This is a genomic window from Corynebacterium sp. c24Ua_83, assembly GCF_039907245.1.
Lineage (GTDB): Bacteria > Actinomycetota > Actinomycetes > Mycobacteriales > Mycobacteriaceae > Corynebacterium.
In genome coordinates, this window is sequence record NZ_JASBOI010000001.1 from 134,269 (window position 1) to 149,144 (window position 14,876).

General features: G+C 63.8%; 12 protein-coding genes. 7 read left to right on the forward strand and 5 right to left on the reverse strand.

The window, feature by feature from the left end:
• The first annotated feature begins 2 nt into the window (after positions 1-2).
• Positions 3-1,541, forward strand: a complete 1,539-nt coding sequence (gene miaB, locus QKE30_RS00620; RefSeq protein WP_347933837.1) for a tRNA (N6-isopentenyl adenosine(37)-C2)-methylthiotransferase MiaB — start codon at positions 3-5, stop codon at positions 1,539-1,541.
• The gene (locus tag QKE30_RS00625) at positions 1,534-2,265 is read left to right on the forward strand and encodes a hypothetical protein (RefSeq protein ID WP_347933838.1); all 732 of its coding nucleotides are present in this window, start codon (positions 1,534-1,536) and stop codon (positions 2,263-2,265) included. The genes miaB and QKE30_RS00625 overlap by 8 nt, the downstream gene beginning before the upstream one ends.
• Here QKE30_RS00625 and QKE30_RS00630 read toward each other — a convergent pair.
• Positions 2,262-3,605 (reverse strand): DUF349 domain-containing protein, encoded by a 1,344-nt coding sequence (locus QKE30_RS00630; protein ID WP_347933839.1) that lies wholly within the window; start codon positions 3,603-3,605, stop codon positions 2,262-2,264. The two genes, QKE30_RS00625 and QKE30_RS00630, sit on opposite strands and share 4 nt — an antisense overlap.
• A 137-nt stretch (positions 3,606-3,742) precedes the next feature.
• On the opposite strand from QKE30_RS00630, the gene miaA reads away from it, so the two are divergent.
• Both miaA and dapF read left to right on the forward strand, forming a co-directional pair.
• On the forward strand, positions 3,743-4,675 hold the full coding sequence (gene miaA, locus QKE30_RS00635) for a tRNA (adenosine(37)-N6)-dimethylallyltransferase MiaA (RefSeq protein WP_347933840.1): 933 nt from the start codon (positions 3,743-3,745) through the stop codon (positions 4,673-4,675).
• A gap of 34 nt (positions 4,676-4,709) precedes the next feature.
• Positions 4,710-5,576 carry a diaminopimelate epimerase gene (dapF, locus tag QKE30_RS00640; RefSeq protein WP_347933841.1) on the forward strand — a complete coding sequence of 289 codons (867 nt, stop codon included), beginning with the start codon at positions 4,710-4,712 and terminating at the stop codon, positions 5,574-5,576.
• On the opposite strand, the gene QKE30_RS00645 is transcribed toward dapF, so the two are convergent.
• Complete coding sequence (locus QKE30_RS00645; protein WP_347933842.1) at positions 5,573-6,352, reverse strand: hypothetical protein; 780 nt, start codon at positions 6,350-6,352, stop codon at positions 5,573-5,575. The two genes, dapF and QKE30_RS00645, sit on opposite strands and share 4 nt — an antisense overlap.
• A 68-nt stretch (positions 6,353-6,420) precedes the next feature.
• On the opposite strand from QKE30_RS00645, the gene hflX reads away from it, so the two are divergent.
• Complete coding sequence (hflX, locus tag QKE30_RS00650; RefSeq protein WP_347933843.1) at positions 6,421-7,875, forward strand: GTPase HflX; 1,455 nt, start codon at positions 6,421-6,423, stop codon at positions 7,873-7,875.
• Between the two features lie 14 nt (positions 7,876-7,889).
• On the opposite strand, the gene QKE30_RS00655 is transcribed toward hflX, so the two are convergent.
• On the reverse strand, positions 7,890-8,687 hold the full coding sequence (locus tag QKE30_RS00655; RefSeq protein WP_347933844.1) for a DeoR/GlpR family DNA-binding transcription regulator: 798 nt from the start codon (positions 8,685-8,687) through the stop codon (positions 7,890-7,892).
• Positions 8,688-8,747: 60 nt separating this feature from the next.
• The gene (gene lexA / locus QKE30_RS00660; protein ID WP_035003725.1) at positions 8,748-9,548 is read right to left on the reverse strand and encodes a transcriptional repressor LexA; all 801 of its coding nucleotides are present in this window, start codon (positions 9,546-9,548) and stop codon (positions 8,748-8,750) included.
• A gap of 333 nt (positions 9,549-9,881) precedes the next feature.
• Between lexA and QKE30_RS00665 the strand changes: the two genes are divergently transcribed.
• On the forward strand, positions 9,882-10,265 hold the full coding sequence (locus QKE30_RS00665; RefSeq protein WP_035003728.1) for a hypothetical protein: 384 nt from the start codon (positions 9,882-9,884) through the stop codon (positions 10,263-10,265).
• A 90-nt stretch (positions 10,266-10,355) separates the two neighbouring features.
• Entirely contained in the window at positions 10,356-10,847 is a 492-nt protein-coding gene (gene nrdR, locus QKE30_RS00670; protein ID WP_035003731.1) for a transcriptional regulator NrdR, read from the forward strand.
• A 13-nt stretch (positions 10,848-10,860) separates the two neighbouring features.
• Here nrdR and hrpA read toward each other — a convergent pair whose 3' ends face one another.
• The gene (gene hrpA / locus QKE30_RS00675; protein WP_347933845.1) at positions 10,861-14,862 is read right to left on the reverse strand and encodes an ATP-dependent RNA helicase HrpA; all 4,002 of its coding nucleotides are present in this window, start codon (positions 14,860-14,862) and stop codon (positions 10,861-10,863) included.
• Between the last annotated feature and the right edge of the window lie 14 nt (positions 14,863-14,876).

A 14,876-nucleotide genomic window follows, 5' to 3' on the forward strand; every position in this document is an offset into this window, starting at 1 on the left:
ACGTGACACAGACGATTCAGACGCAAACGAGCGAGAACTCTGGCGCCGGTCGCACCTACGAAGTGCGCACCTTCGGCTGCCAGATGAACGTCCACGATTCCGAGCGACTGTCCGGCCTGCTGGAAGACTCCGGGTACGTGCCCGCAAACGAGGGCGCCACGCCGGACGTCGTGGTGTTTAACACCTGCGCCGTCCGCGAGAACGCGGACAAGCGCCTCTACGGAACCCTGGGTCAGATGAAGGCCATCAAGGACGAGCACCCCGGCATGCAGATCGCCGTGGGCGGATGCATGGCGCAGAAGGACAAGCAGACCGTGGTGGACAAAGCCCCCTGGGTCGACGTGGTCTTCGGCACCCACAACCTAGGCTCGCTGCCCACCCTGCTGGAGCGCTCGGCGCACAACCACAAGGCAGAGGTGGAGATCTTCGACGCGCTCGAGGAATTCCCCTCCGTGCTCCCCGCCAAGCGTGAATCCGCCTACGCCGGCTGGGTTTCCGTATCCGTCGGCTGCAACAACACCTGCACCTTCTGCATTGTGCCCTCGCTGCGAGGCAAGGAGCAGGACCGCCGCCCTGGCGAGATCCTGGCCGAGGTCAAAGCGCTGGTGGAGCAGGGCGTGAGCGAAGTGACGCTGCTTGGGCAGAATGTGAACGCCTACGGCGTGAGCTTCGCCGACGAAACGCTGGAGCGCGACCGCACCGCATTCTCCAAGCTGCTGCGCGCCTGCGGGGAAATCGAAGGCCTGGAACGCCTCCGCTTCACCAGCCCACACCCGGCCGAGTTCACCGATGACGTGATCGACGCGATGGCGGAGACCCCCGCCGTGTGCCCGCAGCTGCACATGCCGCTGCAGTCCGGGTCGGACAAGGTACTGAAGGACATGAAGCGCTCCTACCGCTCCAAGAAGTTCCTGGCGATCCTCGACAAGGTGCGCGAGCGCATCCCGCACGCGGCGATCACCACCGACATCATCGTCGGTTTCCCCGGTGAAACTGAGGAGGACTTCCAGGCGACCATGGACGTAGTGGAGAAGGCCCGCTTCGCCAGCGCCTTCACCTTCCAATATTCTCCGCGACCCGGCACTCCGGCCGCGGAGATGGAAAACCAGGTGCCGAAGGCCGTCGTGCAGGACCGCTACGAGCGCCTCCTCGCACTGCAGGAGCGCATCAGCGAAGAGGAAAACCGCAAGCTCATCGGCACCACGCAGGAACTGCTGGTGCAGGCCGACGGGCGTAAGAACGACCGCACCCACCGCCGCTCCGGGCGTTCCCGCGACGGCCGCCTCGTGCACTTCACGCCCGAAGGCGACATCCGGGCAGGTGACGTTGTGGAGGTTGTTATTACTGACGCCGCGCCGCACTTCCTCATCGCCGACGGCGGAGTCGCGAGCCACACGCGCACCCGGGCGGGGGACATGACAGAGTTGGGAGAGACTCCGACTACGGCGCCTGTGGGCGTCGGACTAGGAATGCCGAGCATAAAGAAGCCCGAGCCGACGGCGGCGGGCGGATGCAGCACGGGAGGATGCGGCTGTGAGTAGTGAGAGCAAGAGCGCCAAGAGCTCCGAACAGGAAGCCGGAGATGACGCGCTGGCGCAGTACCGAGGCGACCTCAGCGGTGCCGAGCGCAAGATAGCCGGGCGCGTGGTGCTGGGCCGCTACGTGCCGCTGATCGTCTTCGGCTTCCTGGTTCCCCTCGTTATCATCTTCCTGCCGCACGCGGGCGACGTGCGCGGCTACGACGTGCTGTTTAACACCCAGGTGGCGCAGGACGGCGCGACGGCTAAGCCGGAAATGATTTTCTCCTGGCTGCGCCTTATCGCGATCCTTTTGACCATCGGAACCCTGGTTTCGAAATCGTGGATCGTGGCGTGGGTGAACTGGGCCTTTGCAGGTGTGGCCTGGTGGTACAACGTGTTTGCGATTTGGGTGCGCCAGACCCAGCCGCCGACGGAGTCGGGCGACGGCCCGGCCATCCCGCTGCTGTTCAGCCTGGTGGGTCTAACGGTGCTTTTCTACGCACTGTCTGCGGTTGTATTTCAAAAGAATCCCCTGCAGCGGGCGCTAGCTGCAGCGCGCCGCGAGGAGGCCCACCGCGACGAAGAATCCCGCCTGGCACAGCAGCGGCTGCGCACGGGCATCGAGGACCGCGAGGATGCGGAGATCGTCGATGACCGCCGCGCCCGGGCGAAGGCCCGCCGCGAGCGCAAGGCCGAGCTCGAAAAGAAGGAGAGCGAGCCCCAGCAGGAGAGCGAGGAGGACTAGCCCTCCACGGCGGCAGCGGCGGCGTTTGCCCACTCCTGCCACTGCGCGGCCTGGCCGCGTAGCTTCTCCGCCTTCGCGGACTTACCGGCCTTCTCCGCGGCCTCGGCCTCGCGGTTGAACTGGTCCACCTTTGCCTGGAACTGGGCCACGCGCGCCTGGGCCTCCGGGTCGGTGCGGCGCCACTCGGCATCCGCAGCCTCCTCCACACGGGCCTCAATGGCCTTGATCTTGTCCTCGAATTCACGCACGCGGCCGCGCGGTACGAAGCCGATCTGTTCCCACTTTTCCTGCAGCTCGTGCAGAACCTTGCGGGCCTTGTCCACTCCGTGCGCCTGCGGATCAACCTTCGGGGAGTACTCGTCGATGAGGGCCTGCTTGGCTTCCGCGTTGGCCTCGAACTCCTTGTCGCGCTCGGCGGAATCCGCCTTGCGGGCGGCGAAGAACACGTCTTGTGCCTTGCGGAATCGCCCCCACAGTTGGTCGTCCACGTTGCGCGGGGCGCGGCCTGCGGCCTTCCACTGGCTCATCAGGTCACGGTACTTGGCGCTGGTTGGCCCCCAGTCAGTGGAATCCTGCAGCGCCTCGGCCTGTTCGATCAGATCTTCCTTCTTTAGCCGCGCCCGCTCGCGGTTGCGGTCCAGCTCGTCGAAGTGCGCCTGACGCTTGCGGTTGAACTCGGAGCGAGCCTTAGAGAAACGCTTCCACAGCTCGTCGTCGGTGGAGCGCTCCACGCCCTTGATGCTGCGCCACTGCTCTACGATCGCGCGGATGCGCTCGCCGGAGCGCTTCCAGTTCACGGTGGACGGGTCGGCTGCGGCGATGTCCTCGACCTCTCCCAGCAGCTCTTCCTTCTGCGCCAATGCGGAATCGCGGCGCTCCTGCTTCGCCTCCGCGACCTGCTTCTCGGCGGTCTGGGTGCGCTGGGAAACTTTTTCTAGGCGGGCATCCAGCGCGGCAATGTCGCCGATGACGGCTGCGGTGGGAAGGGAATCCTGCAGAATCTTCGCGTCGTGGCGGATAGTCTGGGCTTGTTCCGGGTGGCTTTGCAGACGCGCCTCGAGCATCTGCACCTCGGTGCTGAGGTCGTCGTAGCGGGCGCCGAAGTGCTTCAGCCCTTCTTCGGGAGTACCGGCCTTGAACTCGCCGATCTGGCGCTCGCCGTCGGCGGTCTTCAGCCATGCCACGCCGTCCGCATCCACGCGGCCGAACTTCGCGGGGTCGTTCTTGGGGATGCTGACACCCCCGGTCTGCACTCCCTTCAGCCCAGGCTTGGCGCCTGGCTTGGGCCCCGGCTTTGGGCCGGGCTTCGGGACCGGACGAGGATTCGTGGGATCAGTCATTGCGGGTACTCCTACCTAAAACCAAAACATGCCAATCGCCTTATACGCTTTCTAGCCTTGTAGCCTCTTAGCCTCTCAGCTTCGTATAGGGCAATGAAGTAATTATTACACCAGCCGCACCGCTAGACTGGGTTTCTATGAGTTCTTCCACTGAGATCCGCCCGATCGCAGTCGTTGGCCCCACCGCCTCTGGCAAGACGGCGATCTCCCTGGAGCTGGCCAAGCGGCTGGACGGGGAGGTGGTGAACATCGATTCCATGCAGCTGTACAGCGGCATGGATATCGGAACGGCCAAGGTTCCGCCGTCAGAGCGACAGGGGATCCCGCACCACCAGCTGGATATTTGGCCGGTGACCAAGCCCGCAAGCGTCGCAGAGTACCGCGCGGGGGCGATCGAGACGGTGGAAAAAATTTTTTCCAGGGGCAAGACGCCCATCATCGTCGGCGGCTCCATGATGTACATCCAGGCGCTGGTGGACGAGTGGGACTTTCCTCCCACGGATCCGATGGTGCGCGAGAAGTGGCAGCGCGAGCTCGACGTCCGTGGGGTGGCCGCCATGCACCAGCACCTGGCGACGATCGACCCCGAGGCCGCGCGCATTATCGAGGACAACGATCCGCGCCGCACCGTCCGCGCCCTCGAAGTCATCGAGTTGACCGGCAAGCCTTTCGCGGCCTCACAGCCGCCGAAGAATTCCACGCCCCGCTGGAACATGCGCCTGTTGGGGCTGAACGCGCCTGCCGAGTGGCTGAACCCCCGCATCGAGTTGCGCGTGCGCCAGATGTTCGACCAGGGTCTGGTGGATGAAGTACGTGCCCTGGTTGCCGATGGGTTGGTCCGCGAGTCCACCGCCGGTCAGGCCATCGGATACGCGCAGGTGCTGGACTATTTCGCGGGCGAGCTCACTTTTGAGGAAGCCGTGGACCGCACGATAACCGGCACCCGTCGCTATGCTCGACGGCAGCGTTCCTGGTTCCGCAGGGATAAGCGCATTATTTGGATTGACGCCAACTCGCCCGACCCGGTCCGCGCGGCCACGGAAGCGCTAGGGATTGGCAGCCAGCAGTAAGCAAGGCCATTATTAAGCAAGGGAAGTGTTCCGCATGATCGAATTCATCAAGGCCCACGGCACGGAGAACGACTTCGTTGTCCTGATGGACGAGGCGACCCAGATAAAGCTCACCGAGGAGCGCGTGCGGCACCTTGCTGACCGCCGGGCCGGGATCGGCGGCGACGGCGTGATTCGCATTGCCACCGGCGACGCGCTGGTGGGTGCGGGCGTGCTGGCCGAACTGCCCGCGGGCGTGCGCGGTGACGAATGGTTCATGGACTACCGCAACGCCGACGGCTCCCTGGCAGAAATGTGCGGCAACGGGGTACGTGCCTTCGCCCATGTGCTGTGCCGACAAGGGAAGATCACCGTCGGTGAACAGTTCGGTATCGGCACCCGGGCGGGCCGCAAGCTGGTGGAGGTTCACGAGCTGAGTGGGGAGAACCAGGAGCACGCGATCGTGAGCGTGGAGATGGGCGCCCCGGAAGTGCTGGGCGTGTCCACCGCACAGGTGGGAGACATGAAGGTCGCCGGCCTCGGCGTGGATATGGGCAACCCGCACCTAGCCGCGGTGGTGCCGAACCTCACGGCGCAGGAACTGCAGGAGCTGCCGATCGACCAGCAGGTGCAGTTCGACCCGGAGTTCTTCCCGGCGGGGGTCAACCTCGAGGTACTCACGCCCCTGGACGATGCGGGCGCGGTGCACATGCGCGTCCATGAGCGCGGGGTGGGGGAGACTCGCTCCTGTGGCACCGGCACTGTCGCCGCCGCTGTTTCTGCCCTTGCTGACGCCGAACTGGCAACAGGCACCGTCACCGTGCACGTTCCAGGGGGCACCGTGGAGGTGGAGGTCTCCGAGGATGGCTCGGTACTCCGCGGGCCCTCGGCGATTGTGGCCTGGGGCCAAACAGTCCTCTAGTGGCCCCCGCAGCCGCAGCTACCGGAGCCGCAGGCGCCGCCGCAGCCAGCGGCATCCACGGTGCTGGCGGTGAACTGCACGGTACCGGCCACGATCAACGGGGCATCGGACTGTGCGAGCTCCTCGTCGACCGCATCCTCGGGTAGCACCACCGTGAACTCGAAGGGGGAGGTCACGGTGGCAGTCCAGAACTTCTGCCCCGTCAGAGCGTTGACCTTGCGGGACCAGTCAGTGGCCTCCACCGCGATCTCCGCCGTGGCATGCGGGGCAGCAGACGGGGAGTTGATGTCCCGCAAACCACTCGAATCCACCACGCCGACCTTCAGGCCGCCGTCCTTGGCGAACTCAGTCGAGTCCCCGTACACGCGCACGGAATTGGCCAGAGCCCCAATGTGGAACTGGTGGTACTCCAACGAGGGGGCGTCCACAAGCAAAGGGCCTTGAGCGATGGTGGCGGTGAGGGAAGCGATCGTCGGGGCCTGCTGACCGGAGATCTGCAGCATGGGGCTATCGTCCACAACGTCGAGCACGCCGATGATGTCGTTCAGCATCGACAGGTGCGCCGTGGCGGGCACTCCGCCGGTGTAGCTGGCGAAGGAGCCGAAGGGCTCGACGGCAAGCACGACCATGCGGGCGCCCGAGGGGTCGTCGAACTGCAGAACCTGGCCGCCGCGAACCTCACCCGACACGCCCAGGTTGCCGGAGCCATATGCGGCCTCGAGGGCCTGCTGCCACTTGGGGAAATCCATACCAATGCTGCGGAGTTCAGGAATCATGCCCACCACTCTAGTCCGCCGCACCAAATTTCCTATTTACCGCCCCTGACAGGTAAAAATAGAGCGTAATGACGGAAAAGATGGATAAAACCGAACACACTACACACCTTTATGATTCGCACGCGGCGCCCACGGTCGGCGAGCTCGATCTGGAGGAGCGCTCGAGCCTCCGACGGCTATCCCGCGGAGTAAATACCTACACAGACGAACAGTCCGACGGCTACGACGTTGAGTACCGCAAGCTGAGGCTGGAGAAGGTCGTGCTGGTCGGCGTGTGGACCACCGGGACGATCGCGCAGGTGGAGGCGAGCCTGGAGGAACTGCGAGCCCTAGCCGAAACCGCAGGCTCCGAGGTGGCGGAGATGCTCTACCAGCGGCGCGACAAGCCCGACTCCGGAACCTACATCGGCCGCGGCAAGGTCGAGGAGCTGAAGTCCGTGGTGCAGGAAACCGGCGCCGATACGGTGGTCTGCGACGGTGAGCTGAGCCCGGGCCAGATGATCGCGCTCGAGAAGGCACTGGACGTCAAGGTGATCGACCGAACCATGCTGATTCTGGATATTTTCGCCCAGCATGCGAAGTCCAAGGAGGGCAAGGCGCAAGTCTCGCTGGCGCAGATGGAGTACCTCATCACCCGCGTGCGCGGTTGGGGTAGCGCGCTGTCCCGGCAGGCGGGCGGTCGCGCGGGGTCCAACGGTGGCGTGGGCCTGCGCGGTCCGGGTGAGACGAAGATCGAGGCGGATCGCCGCCGCCTGCGTTCCGACATGGCGAAGCTACGCAAGGAGATTGCGGCGATGAAGACCTCTCGCGAGGTCAAGCGAGAGCGGCGTGACGCCTCGGCCATCCCTCAGATCGCGATTGCGGGATACACGAACGCGGGCAAGTCCTCCCTGATTAACGCACTGACGGGTGCGGGTGTGTTGGTTGAGGATGCCCTGTTCGCCACCCTGGATCCGACGACGCGCCGCGCGAGCCTGGCGGACGGTCGCACAGTGGTGTTCAGCGACACGGTGGGCTTCGTCCGTCACCTGCCCACGCAGCTGGTGGAGGCGTTCCGTTCCACTCTGGAGGAAGTCCTGGCCGCCGATGTGGTGCTGCACGTTGTGGATGGCTCCGACCCGTTCCCGCTGGAGCAGATCAAGGCAGTGAACACCGTGATCGGTGGGATCGTGGAGGAATCCGGGCAGGAGGCGCCGCCGGAGATCTTGGTCATCAACAAGATCGACGCAGCCGACCCGCTGGTGCTGGCGGAGCTGCGGCACCGCATTCCGGATGCCGTGTATGTGTCCGCGAAGACAGGGGAGGGCATTCCGGAATTGGAGGCCCAGCTGGAGTTGTTCCTCAACTCGCTGGATTCTCACGTGACCCTGCACGTTCCATTTGACCGTGGCGATGTGGTGGCCAAGGTCCACGAGCTGGGAACGGTGATTGCGGAGGATTACGACGCGGCCGGAACCAAGCTGGACGTCCGGCTGCCGAAGGTGGTCGCCGCCGAGCTGGAGGAATTTGTCGTCACTGAGTAGCTAGTCGGGCGGAGCTAGTCGGCAAAGGTGACGTCGATGCCTAAGCTTCTTAGTTCGTTGACGTACAGCTCGGGGGCGCCGCGGTCGGTGACGATGGCGGCGATGTCATCGATGCTGGCGAAACTGACGAGGTAATCGAGGCCGAACTTGGTGGAATCGCACAGGGCGACTACCGAATCGGAGTTGGCGACCATGGCGCGCTTGATTGCCCCCTCTTGAGCATCTGGGGTGGATAGGCCGTGGTCGATGGTGAGCGCGTTGGTGCCGATAAAGGACACGTCCGCATGTAGTACACCGAGGGCGCGGGTGGCTAGGTCGCCGACGACGGCCTGGGAGGCCGCCCGGACGTGCCCGCCGATCAGCTGCACATCGCAGCGCGAGGATTCCGCCAGGGTAGTGGCGATGAACAGCGAGTTCGTGACGATGTTCAGCTTCGGCGCCATGAGCTTCGGGTCGTTCGTTGCGTTGGCTTCCGCGATTGCTTCGGCGAATACGCCCGTGGTGGTGCCTGCGTCGATGAACACGGTTCCAGAGGGTGGCAGCAGCTGCACCGCTGCCCGGGCGATTGCGCGCTTGGCCCCGAGGGCGGCCTTCGACCTGGTGGCGAGCGTGGTGAAGTCCGTACGGAAGTTTTGTACGGGCACGGCGCCGCCGTGGACGCGGAAGAGCTCGCCGCCGTCGTCGAGGACCGCTAGGTCTCGGCGAATTGTTTCTGCGGTGACGCCGAACTTCTCCGCCAATTCATTCACAGTTACCCTGCCGTGAATGGCGGTGAGGGAGAGTATCTGACGGCGCCGTTCTGCTGATTCCATAAGCGTCATTTTAGTTGCTTGCGGGCTGGAAACGGCGGCGTCAGAACCAATGGGGGGAACCTAGATCTTGCGCAGGACCGCGGCGACCTTGCCCAGGATCGTCGCTTCCTCGGCGGGAATGGGTTCGAACAGCGGATTGTGGGGGATCAGCCACAGGCCGTCGGAATCCTTTTGGAACTCCTTGACCGTTGCCTCCCCGTCGATCATTGCCGCCACGAAGTCGCCGAACTCGGCGACGGACTGCGAGCGGACGACAACCCAGTCACCGTTGAAAATGCCCGCGTCGTGCATCGATTCGCCCACGACCTGAAGCAGGAATAGCTCGCCATTCCCCACGAGCTCCTGGGGGAGGGGGAAGTGAGCCTCAACGTTCTGCTCTGCGAGGATCGGGGCGCCGGCAGCGATCTGGCCGACGACCGGAACGTAAGTTGCCTCCGGCATGATCTCGCCGTCGGCGGCCGGCTCCGGAGCCGAAGCGTTGGCCTTGGGCTTGCTGGTGTTGTTCTTCGTGCCCTCGTTGCCCAGCTGGCCACCGTCGAATGCCCGCACGTCGACGGCGCGGGGGCGCTTGCCATCACGGCGAAGGTAGCCGCGCTTCTCGAGTTGGGTGAGGTGGTAGGAAACCGAAGATGTGGAGTGCAGCCCCACTGCGTCCGCAATCTCGCGGATGCTCGGTGGATAGCCACGGATGACCGTCGAATCCTTAATGACCTCCAGAATGCGGCGCTGGCGGGTGCTCAAGGCAGGCTTCTGGCCATCCTTCTGGGCCTGCTTCTCCGCACGCTTGTCGGCTTCCGACTTCGGCGGGCGGCCAAGCCGCGGGCGCGGTGTGGGGCTATCGGTGGAATCGTCGGTGCTCACGGGATCTACCTCGCTCGGTATTCGGTGTGGATTCGGTACTCGGCAGTAGCTGTTCGCTTCAGCTGTCTCAATCGACTTTACCCGATAAAAGGAGAATTTCTAGTGTGTGTGTTCGAAAAAGTTTAGATTCCGCTAGACACGTTCGAACGGGCGTGCTAAATTTCTGAGTGCAACCGGAATTAGAACACGTGATCTAGTGTTCTATTAAGTATCCACAACATGTCTGGCGCGGATGGTTTACTGTGAATCGCAGCGAAGCAAGTCTTGTGCACCGCCTCGAAGGTGGCGCCGATGCGCTGCTGATATGCCGCCAATACACCAAGGAGTAAGTAGATGACCACCTCGATCGTACGCCCTGCAACGTCTCGCCAGTCTGCGACCTTCCGTTCTTCTGCCACGCGCGCCCGGGTGACGCGCCACGATCGGGTAGCCCCGCTGCGCCAGCCGCGGGTGCTTAAGCCGGATTGGGATCAGGTGAGTGAGGGGCGCAAATCGAACACCTACGGCTACTCTACGGCGCCGGTAGCCCGTTCGATATCCAGGGAGAGGGCTGCGCGGATTTCGGGCGCTAACGAAAGGGTGTTCGAAGTACAGCCGAACCGTATCGAGGCGATTCGGGCGCGTGTGGATCGCGTGGTTCACTCTCCGGGTGCGACCATGGTGTCCTTGGGGGCAATGTCCGCACTAGTTGGCCTCGCGCCCATGCTGATCCCTTAAGGAGGATCCATCTAGGTGGCGAACAAGTCTGTCGCGTCTGTAGCTTCTGTATCTTCTGTCCCGTTGAGGTGAAGGACTAAGCTGGGTGGCGTGTTGTGCCCCTCTTGCAGTTCTGAATCCTCCCGCGTAGTCGACTCGCGCTCTATCGAAATGGGCGTATCCATTCGCCGCCGCCGTGAGTGCAGCGAGTGTCAGACGCGTTTCACGACCATCGAAAGATCCGTCCTGTTGGTGGTCAAGCGAAACGGGGTGACCGAGGAGTTCAGCAGGGAAAAGGTCATCAAGGGCGTTCGGCGGGCATGCCAAGGGCGAGACGTCTCTGATGACGCTTTGAAGCGCCTTGCACACGAGGTGGAGCAGGCAGTGCGCGTGGCACATGGGTCACAAGTCCCCGCTAACCAGATCGGCTTGGCGATCCTCGACCCGTTGCGCACCCTAGACGAGGTTGCATATCTGCGCTTTGCCTCGGTGTATAAGTCCTTCAACTGCGCCGAAGACTTCGAGCAGGAGATCGAATCCCTGCGGGCGCACCGCCACGCCCTAGCTGAGCCTCAACTGGAACCCACCGACGAAGAAAACTAGCGGCGAGGATAACCTAGCGAATCTTCTCCAGCTTCTTCCGGATTCGCTGCAGGGAAACCGAATGAGCCGTGCCGAGGTTCTGGGCGAAGAGGCTGACCCGGAGCTCCTCGATCATCCAGCGCACCTCCTTAATCTGCGGCGAGGCAGCCCGCGCAGTAGGTAGGCGCTTCTTGGTCTTTTCTAATAACTCGAAGGCCTCCTGGACCTCATCGTCCAGATCCTCCTCCTTGTCCGGATCCGTCTTCATCAGCTCCAGGCGTGCACGCATCGCCTCCACATAACGCGGAACATGGCGCATGTGCTCAATGCCATTACGAGCGATAGCGTGCTTGCCCAAGAAGAAGTCGAGTTGTGCGCGCATATCGTCGATAGCCTCGCCCGACCAGCCCTTAAGCTCCGCTGACATATCGGCTACCGCCAGCACCGCAGGAGCCAGGGCAACGACATACTGCCGCACCCGGCCCGGCCCCTGGGATCGTGCGGTCCCAACTACCTCCTCGCACTTCTCCGGATCGCGGATCACCGGCCCCAGCTTCATCAGCATGTCGCGGCATGCCAGCGCCACAACGTCGTTCACAAGGCCGTCCACGCCCCCGGGAGTATTCTCCATGGCCACCCGCTGGCGCAGCGGCAGCCCCTTGATCATCTGCTTCGGCGACACAGTGCAGGCCGCAACCATCATGTTCAGCACCGTCGTAAACTGCTGGCCGTCCGCCGCCTGCTTGGTGGGGAAGGCCTTCAAGGTCACCCGGTCCTTGGCTGCTCCCTCTGCGCCGCGCTTAGAGATGACGATCGCAGGGTAGGTGTTGAGGGTCTGGCCATCCACCACCGTTTCCACCGTCTCCGGCAGCACGCCGATGCCATCCACGGTCCACTCATCTGCAGTGGCCAGCACGCCGGTGGACGTTCCGGCCTGCTTCTTCGACCCCTTCCGGCGCGACGGCGTATGCTGCGCCGCATCGCTCGGGGCAGCGGTCTTGGAACGCGCGGCGGCCTGCGCAATCGCGGACGTGACCTGCCCGGCCAGCTTGTTCTGCAAGTACTGCAGGTCGCGCGATTTCTCGATCACATTGCCACGGCGGTCGATGGCGGCAAACTGCATGCGTAAGTGCCCGGGAACCCGAGACCAGTCGAAGTCCTGTGCAGAGATCCCCTGGCCGCCGAGCTCGCGCAGCGCCTCGGCCAGCGCAAACCCAAACTCCCCGTCAAAGGGAACCATCCGACGCAGAGCAGCAGCGGCGAAGTTGCTGGCGGGCACCACACTCGTGCGCAAAGGCTTGGGCAGGGAACGGATAAGGGCGATCGCCAGCTCCTCCCGCATACCGGCCACCAACCAGCGAGTTTCCGGTTCGGAGACGTTCGCCAGCAGGGGTATCGGCACGCGCATTGTCATGCCGTCGTCCGGGTCGCCAGGCATAAAGACATAGCTGAGCTCGAACTCCAGGCTGCCCTGCCGCCACACGTCGGGGAACTCATCGGCAGCCTTCGCCGCCTCCTCCGAGTCGATCAGCGCGTCGAGCGTGAAATCCAGCTGGTGCGGGTCTTTATGGCGAGCCTTCTTCCACCAGGAATCAAAGTGCCGGGAGGAAACGATCTTCTCTGGCAAGCGGGCGTCATAGAAATCAAAGAGCGCTTGATCGTCGACGACGATGTCGCGGCGGCGAGCCTTGTCCTCCAATTCGGTCGCCTCGGAGAGAAGGTTCTGGTTGTGGGCGAAGAAATGGTGGCGGGTTCTCCAATCGCCCTCCACAAGCGCGTGCCGAATGAACAACTCGCGCGCCAATGCCCGGTCCACCTTCGACGCATTGACCATCCGGTCGGCGACGATCGGCAACCCCAAAAGCAGCACCTTTTCGTGCACCATTGCCGCCCCGCGGGAGGACGACCACACCGGCTCGGAATAGTTGTACTTCACCATGTGCGGGGCGATTGCCTCGATCCAGCTCGGGTCGATGGGCCCTACGGTGCGGGCGAACACCTGCGAGGTTTCCACCAGCTCAGCGGCCATAAGCCACTGCGGGGGCTTCTTGGACACGTGCGAGGAAGGGTGCACCACAAAGTGCGAGCCGCGGGTGCCGGTGAACTGCTTGGAGTTGCCTTCGCGCATTCCCACGTGTGTCAAAAGGCCGGTAAGGATGGACTTGTGAACCAGATCCTCGTCGATCGCCTCCGGCTCGAAAACCAGCTCCCTCACGTGGCGAATATTCGGAATCTTCCAGCTAAGGTCCTGCACGACAGACAGCATCTGGCGCACCAAATCCATCCACTCGCGGACGCGCACGTAGTGGATAAACTCCCGCTGGCACAGCTTGCGGAACTTGTTCGCGGACAGCTCCTGGCGCTGTTCCTGCAGGTAGTTCCAGAGCTTCAGCAGGCTCACAAAGTCGGAGTTCGCCTTAAAACGCGCGTGCATTTCGTCAGCCTGTTGCTGCTTTTCCAAGGGGCGTTCGCGCACGTCCTGGATGGACAGGGCGGACACGATGACCGCGATGGGCTCGATGATGTTGTTCGCATGCCCGGCCGCCAGCATGCGCGCGAGCCGCGGATCGGTGGGGATGCGCGCCATGTCGCGGCCGATGGGGGTAAGCGCCGCGTCCTTTGTTGACGCCAACGCTCCGAGTTCCTGCAGCAGAGCCACACCGTCACGGATGGATTTGCTGTCGGGTGCCTGGAGGAACGGGAAGCGTTCAATATCGCCCAAGCCGAGGGCGGCCATGGACAGGATCACGCTGGACAGGTGGGTGCGCAGGATCTCCGGGTCGGTGAACTCGGGGCGCGCCTCGAAGTCCTCTTTGGAGTACAGGCGGATGGCGATGCCGTCGGCGATGCGGCCCGAGCGGCCGGAGCGCTGCTTGGCGCTGGCCTGGCTGATGGGCTCCACCGGCAGGCGCTGAACCTTGGTGCGGTTGGAGTAGCGGGAGATGCGGGCATAGCCAGTGTCCACGACGTAGTGGATGCCAGGAACCGTCAGCGAGGTTTCCGCGATGTTGGTGGCCAGCACGATGCGGCGGCGTGGCCCGGTGCGGAACACACGATGCTGCTCGGCGTTCGAAAGGCGGCCGAACAGCGGTAACACGTCTACTTTGCGTGCCCCGCCGGCGCCGGCGAACTCACCTTCCAGTGCCTCGGCGGCATCGCGGATCTCGCGTTCGCCGGAGAAGAAGCACAGGATGTCGCCCTCGCCGGCGCGCATCAGTTCCTTACACGCAGCGACGAGTCCGTCCAGGGGGTCGGTCTCCACCTCGATGACCTCGCCGGTTTTCGGGTTCTCCCGTTCCGTCACGAGCGGGCGATAGCGAATCTCCACCGGGTAGGTACGCCCCGAGACCTCGATGATGGGGGCGGGGGAGCCGGAGGCGTCCGCAAAGTGCTTTGCGAAACTCTCAGGGTCGATCGTCGCGGAGGTGATGATGACCTTCAGGTCGGGCCGCTTCGGCAGTAGCTGCTTGAGGTAGCCGAGAAGGAAGTCGATGTTAAGGCTGCGCTCGTGGGCCTCGTCGACAATGATCGTGTCGTAGTCGCGCAGCAGGCGATCACGCTGGATCTCGTTGAGCAGTACGCCATCGGTCATGAGCTTTACGGCGGTGTGCTTCGAGATGGTATCGTCAAAGCGGATTTTGTAGCCGACCAGGGAAGTATCGTCGCTGATCTGTTGGTCGAGTTCCTCCGCGATGCGCTCGGCCACGCTGCGGGCCGCGATGCGGCGCGGCTGGGTGTGACCAATGACCTTGGTGCGTCCGCGGCCGAGTTCCAGGCACATCTTGGGAATCTGGGTGGTTTTACCCGAGCCGGTCTCACCGGCGATGATGACCACCTGGTTGTCCTCGATGGCCTTTTTGATGTCTTCTCGCCGCTCAGAGACCGGCAGGTCGGGGTAGGTAATCGGCGGAATGGTGCGGATGAATTGCGGGCGGCGGCGCTTGTTTGAGCGTCGCCGGGAGCGCCTGCGCCCCTGCGGCTTGCCCTGGGCGCGGCCTTCGTTGGTGGGGGAGGCCGACCCGTGCGCGTCCGTCATGTGTGAATCACCCG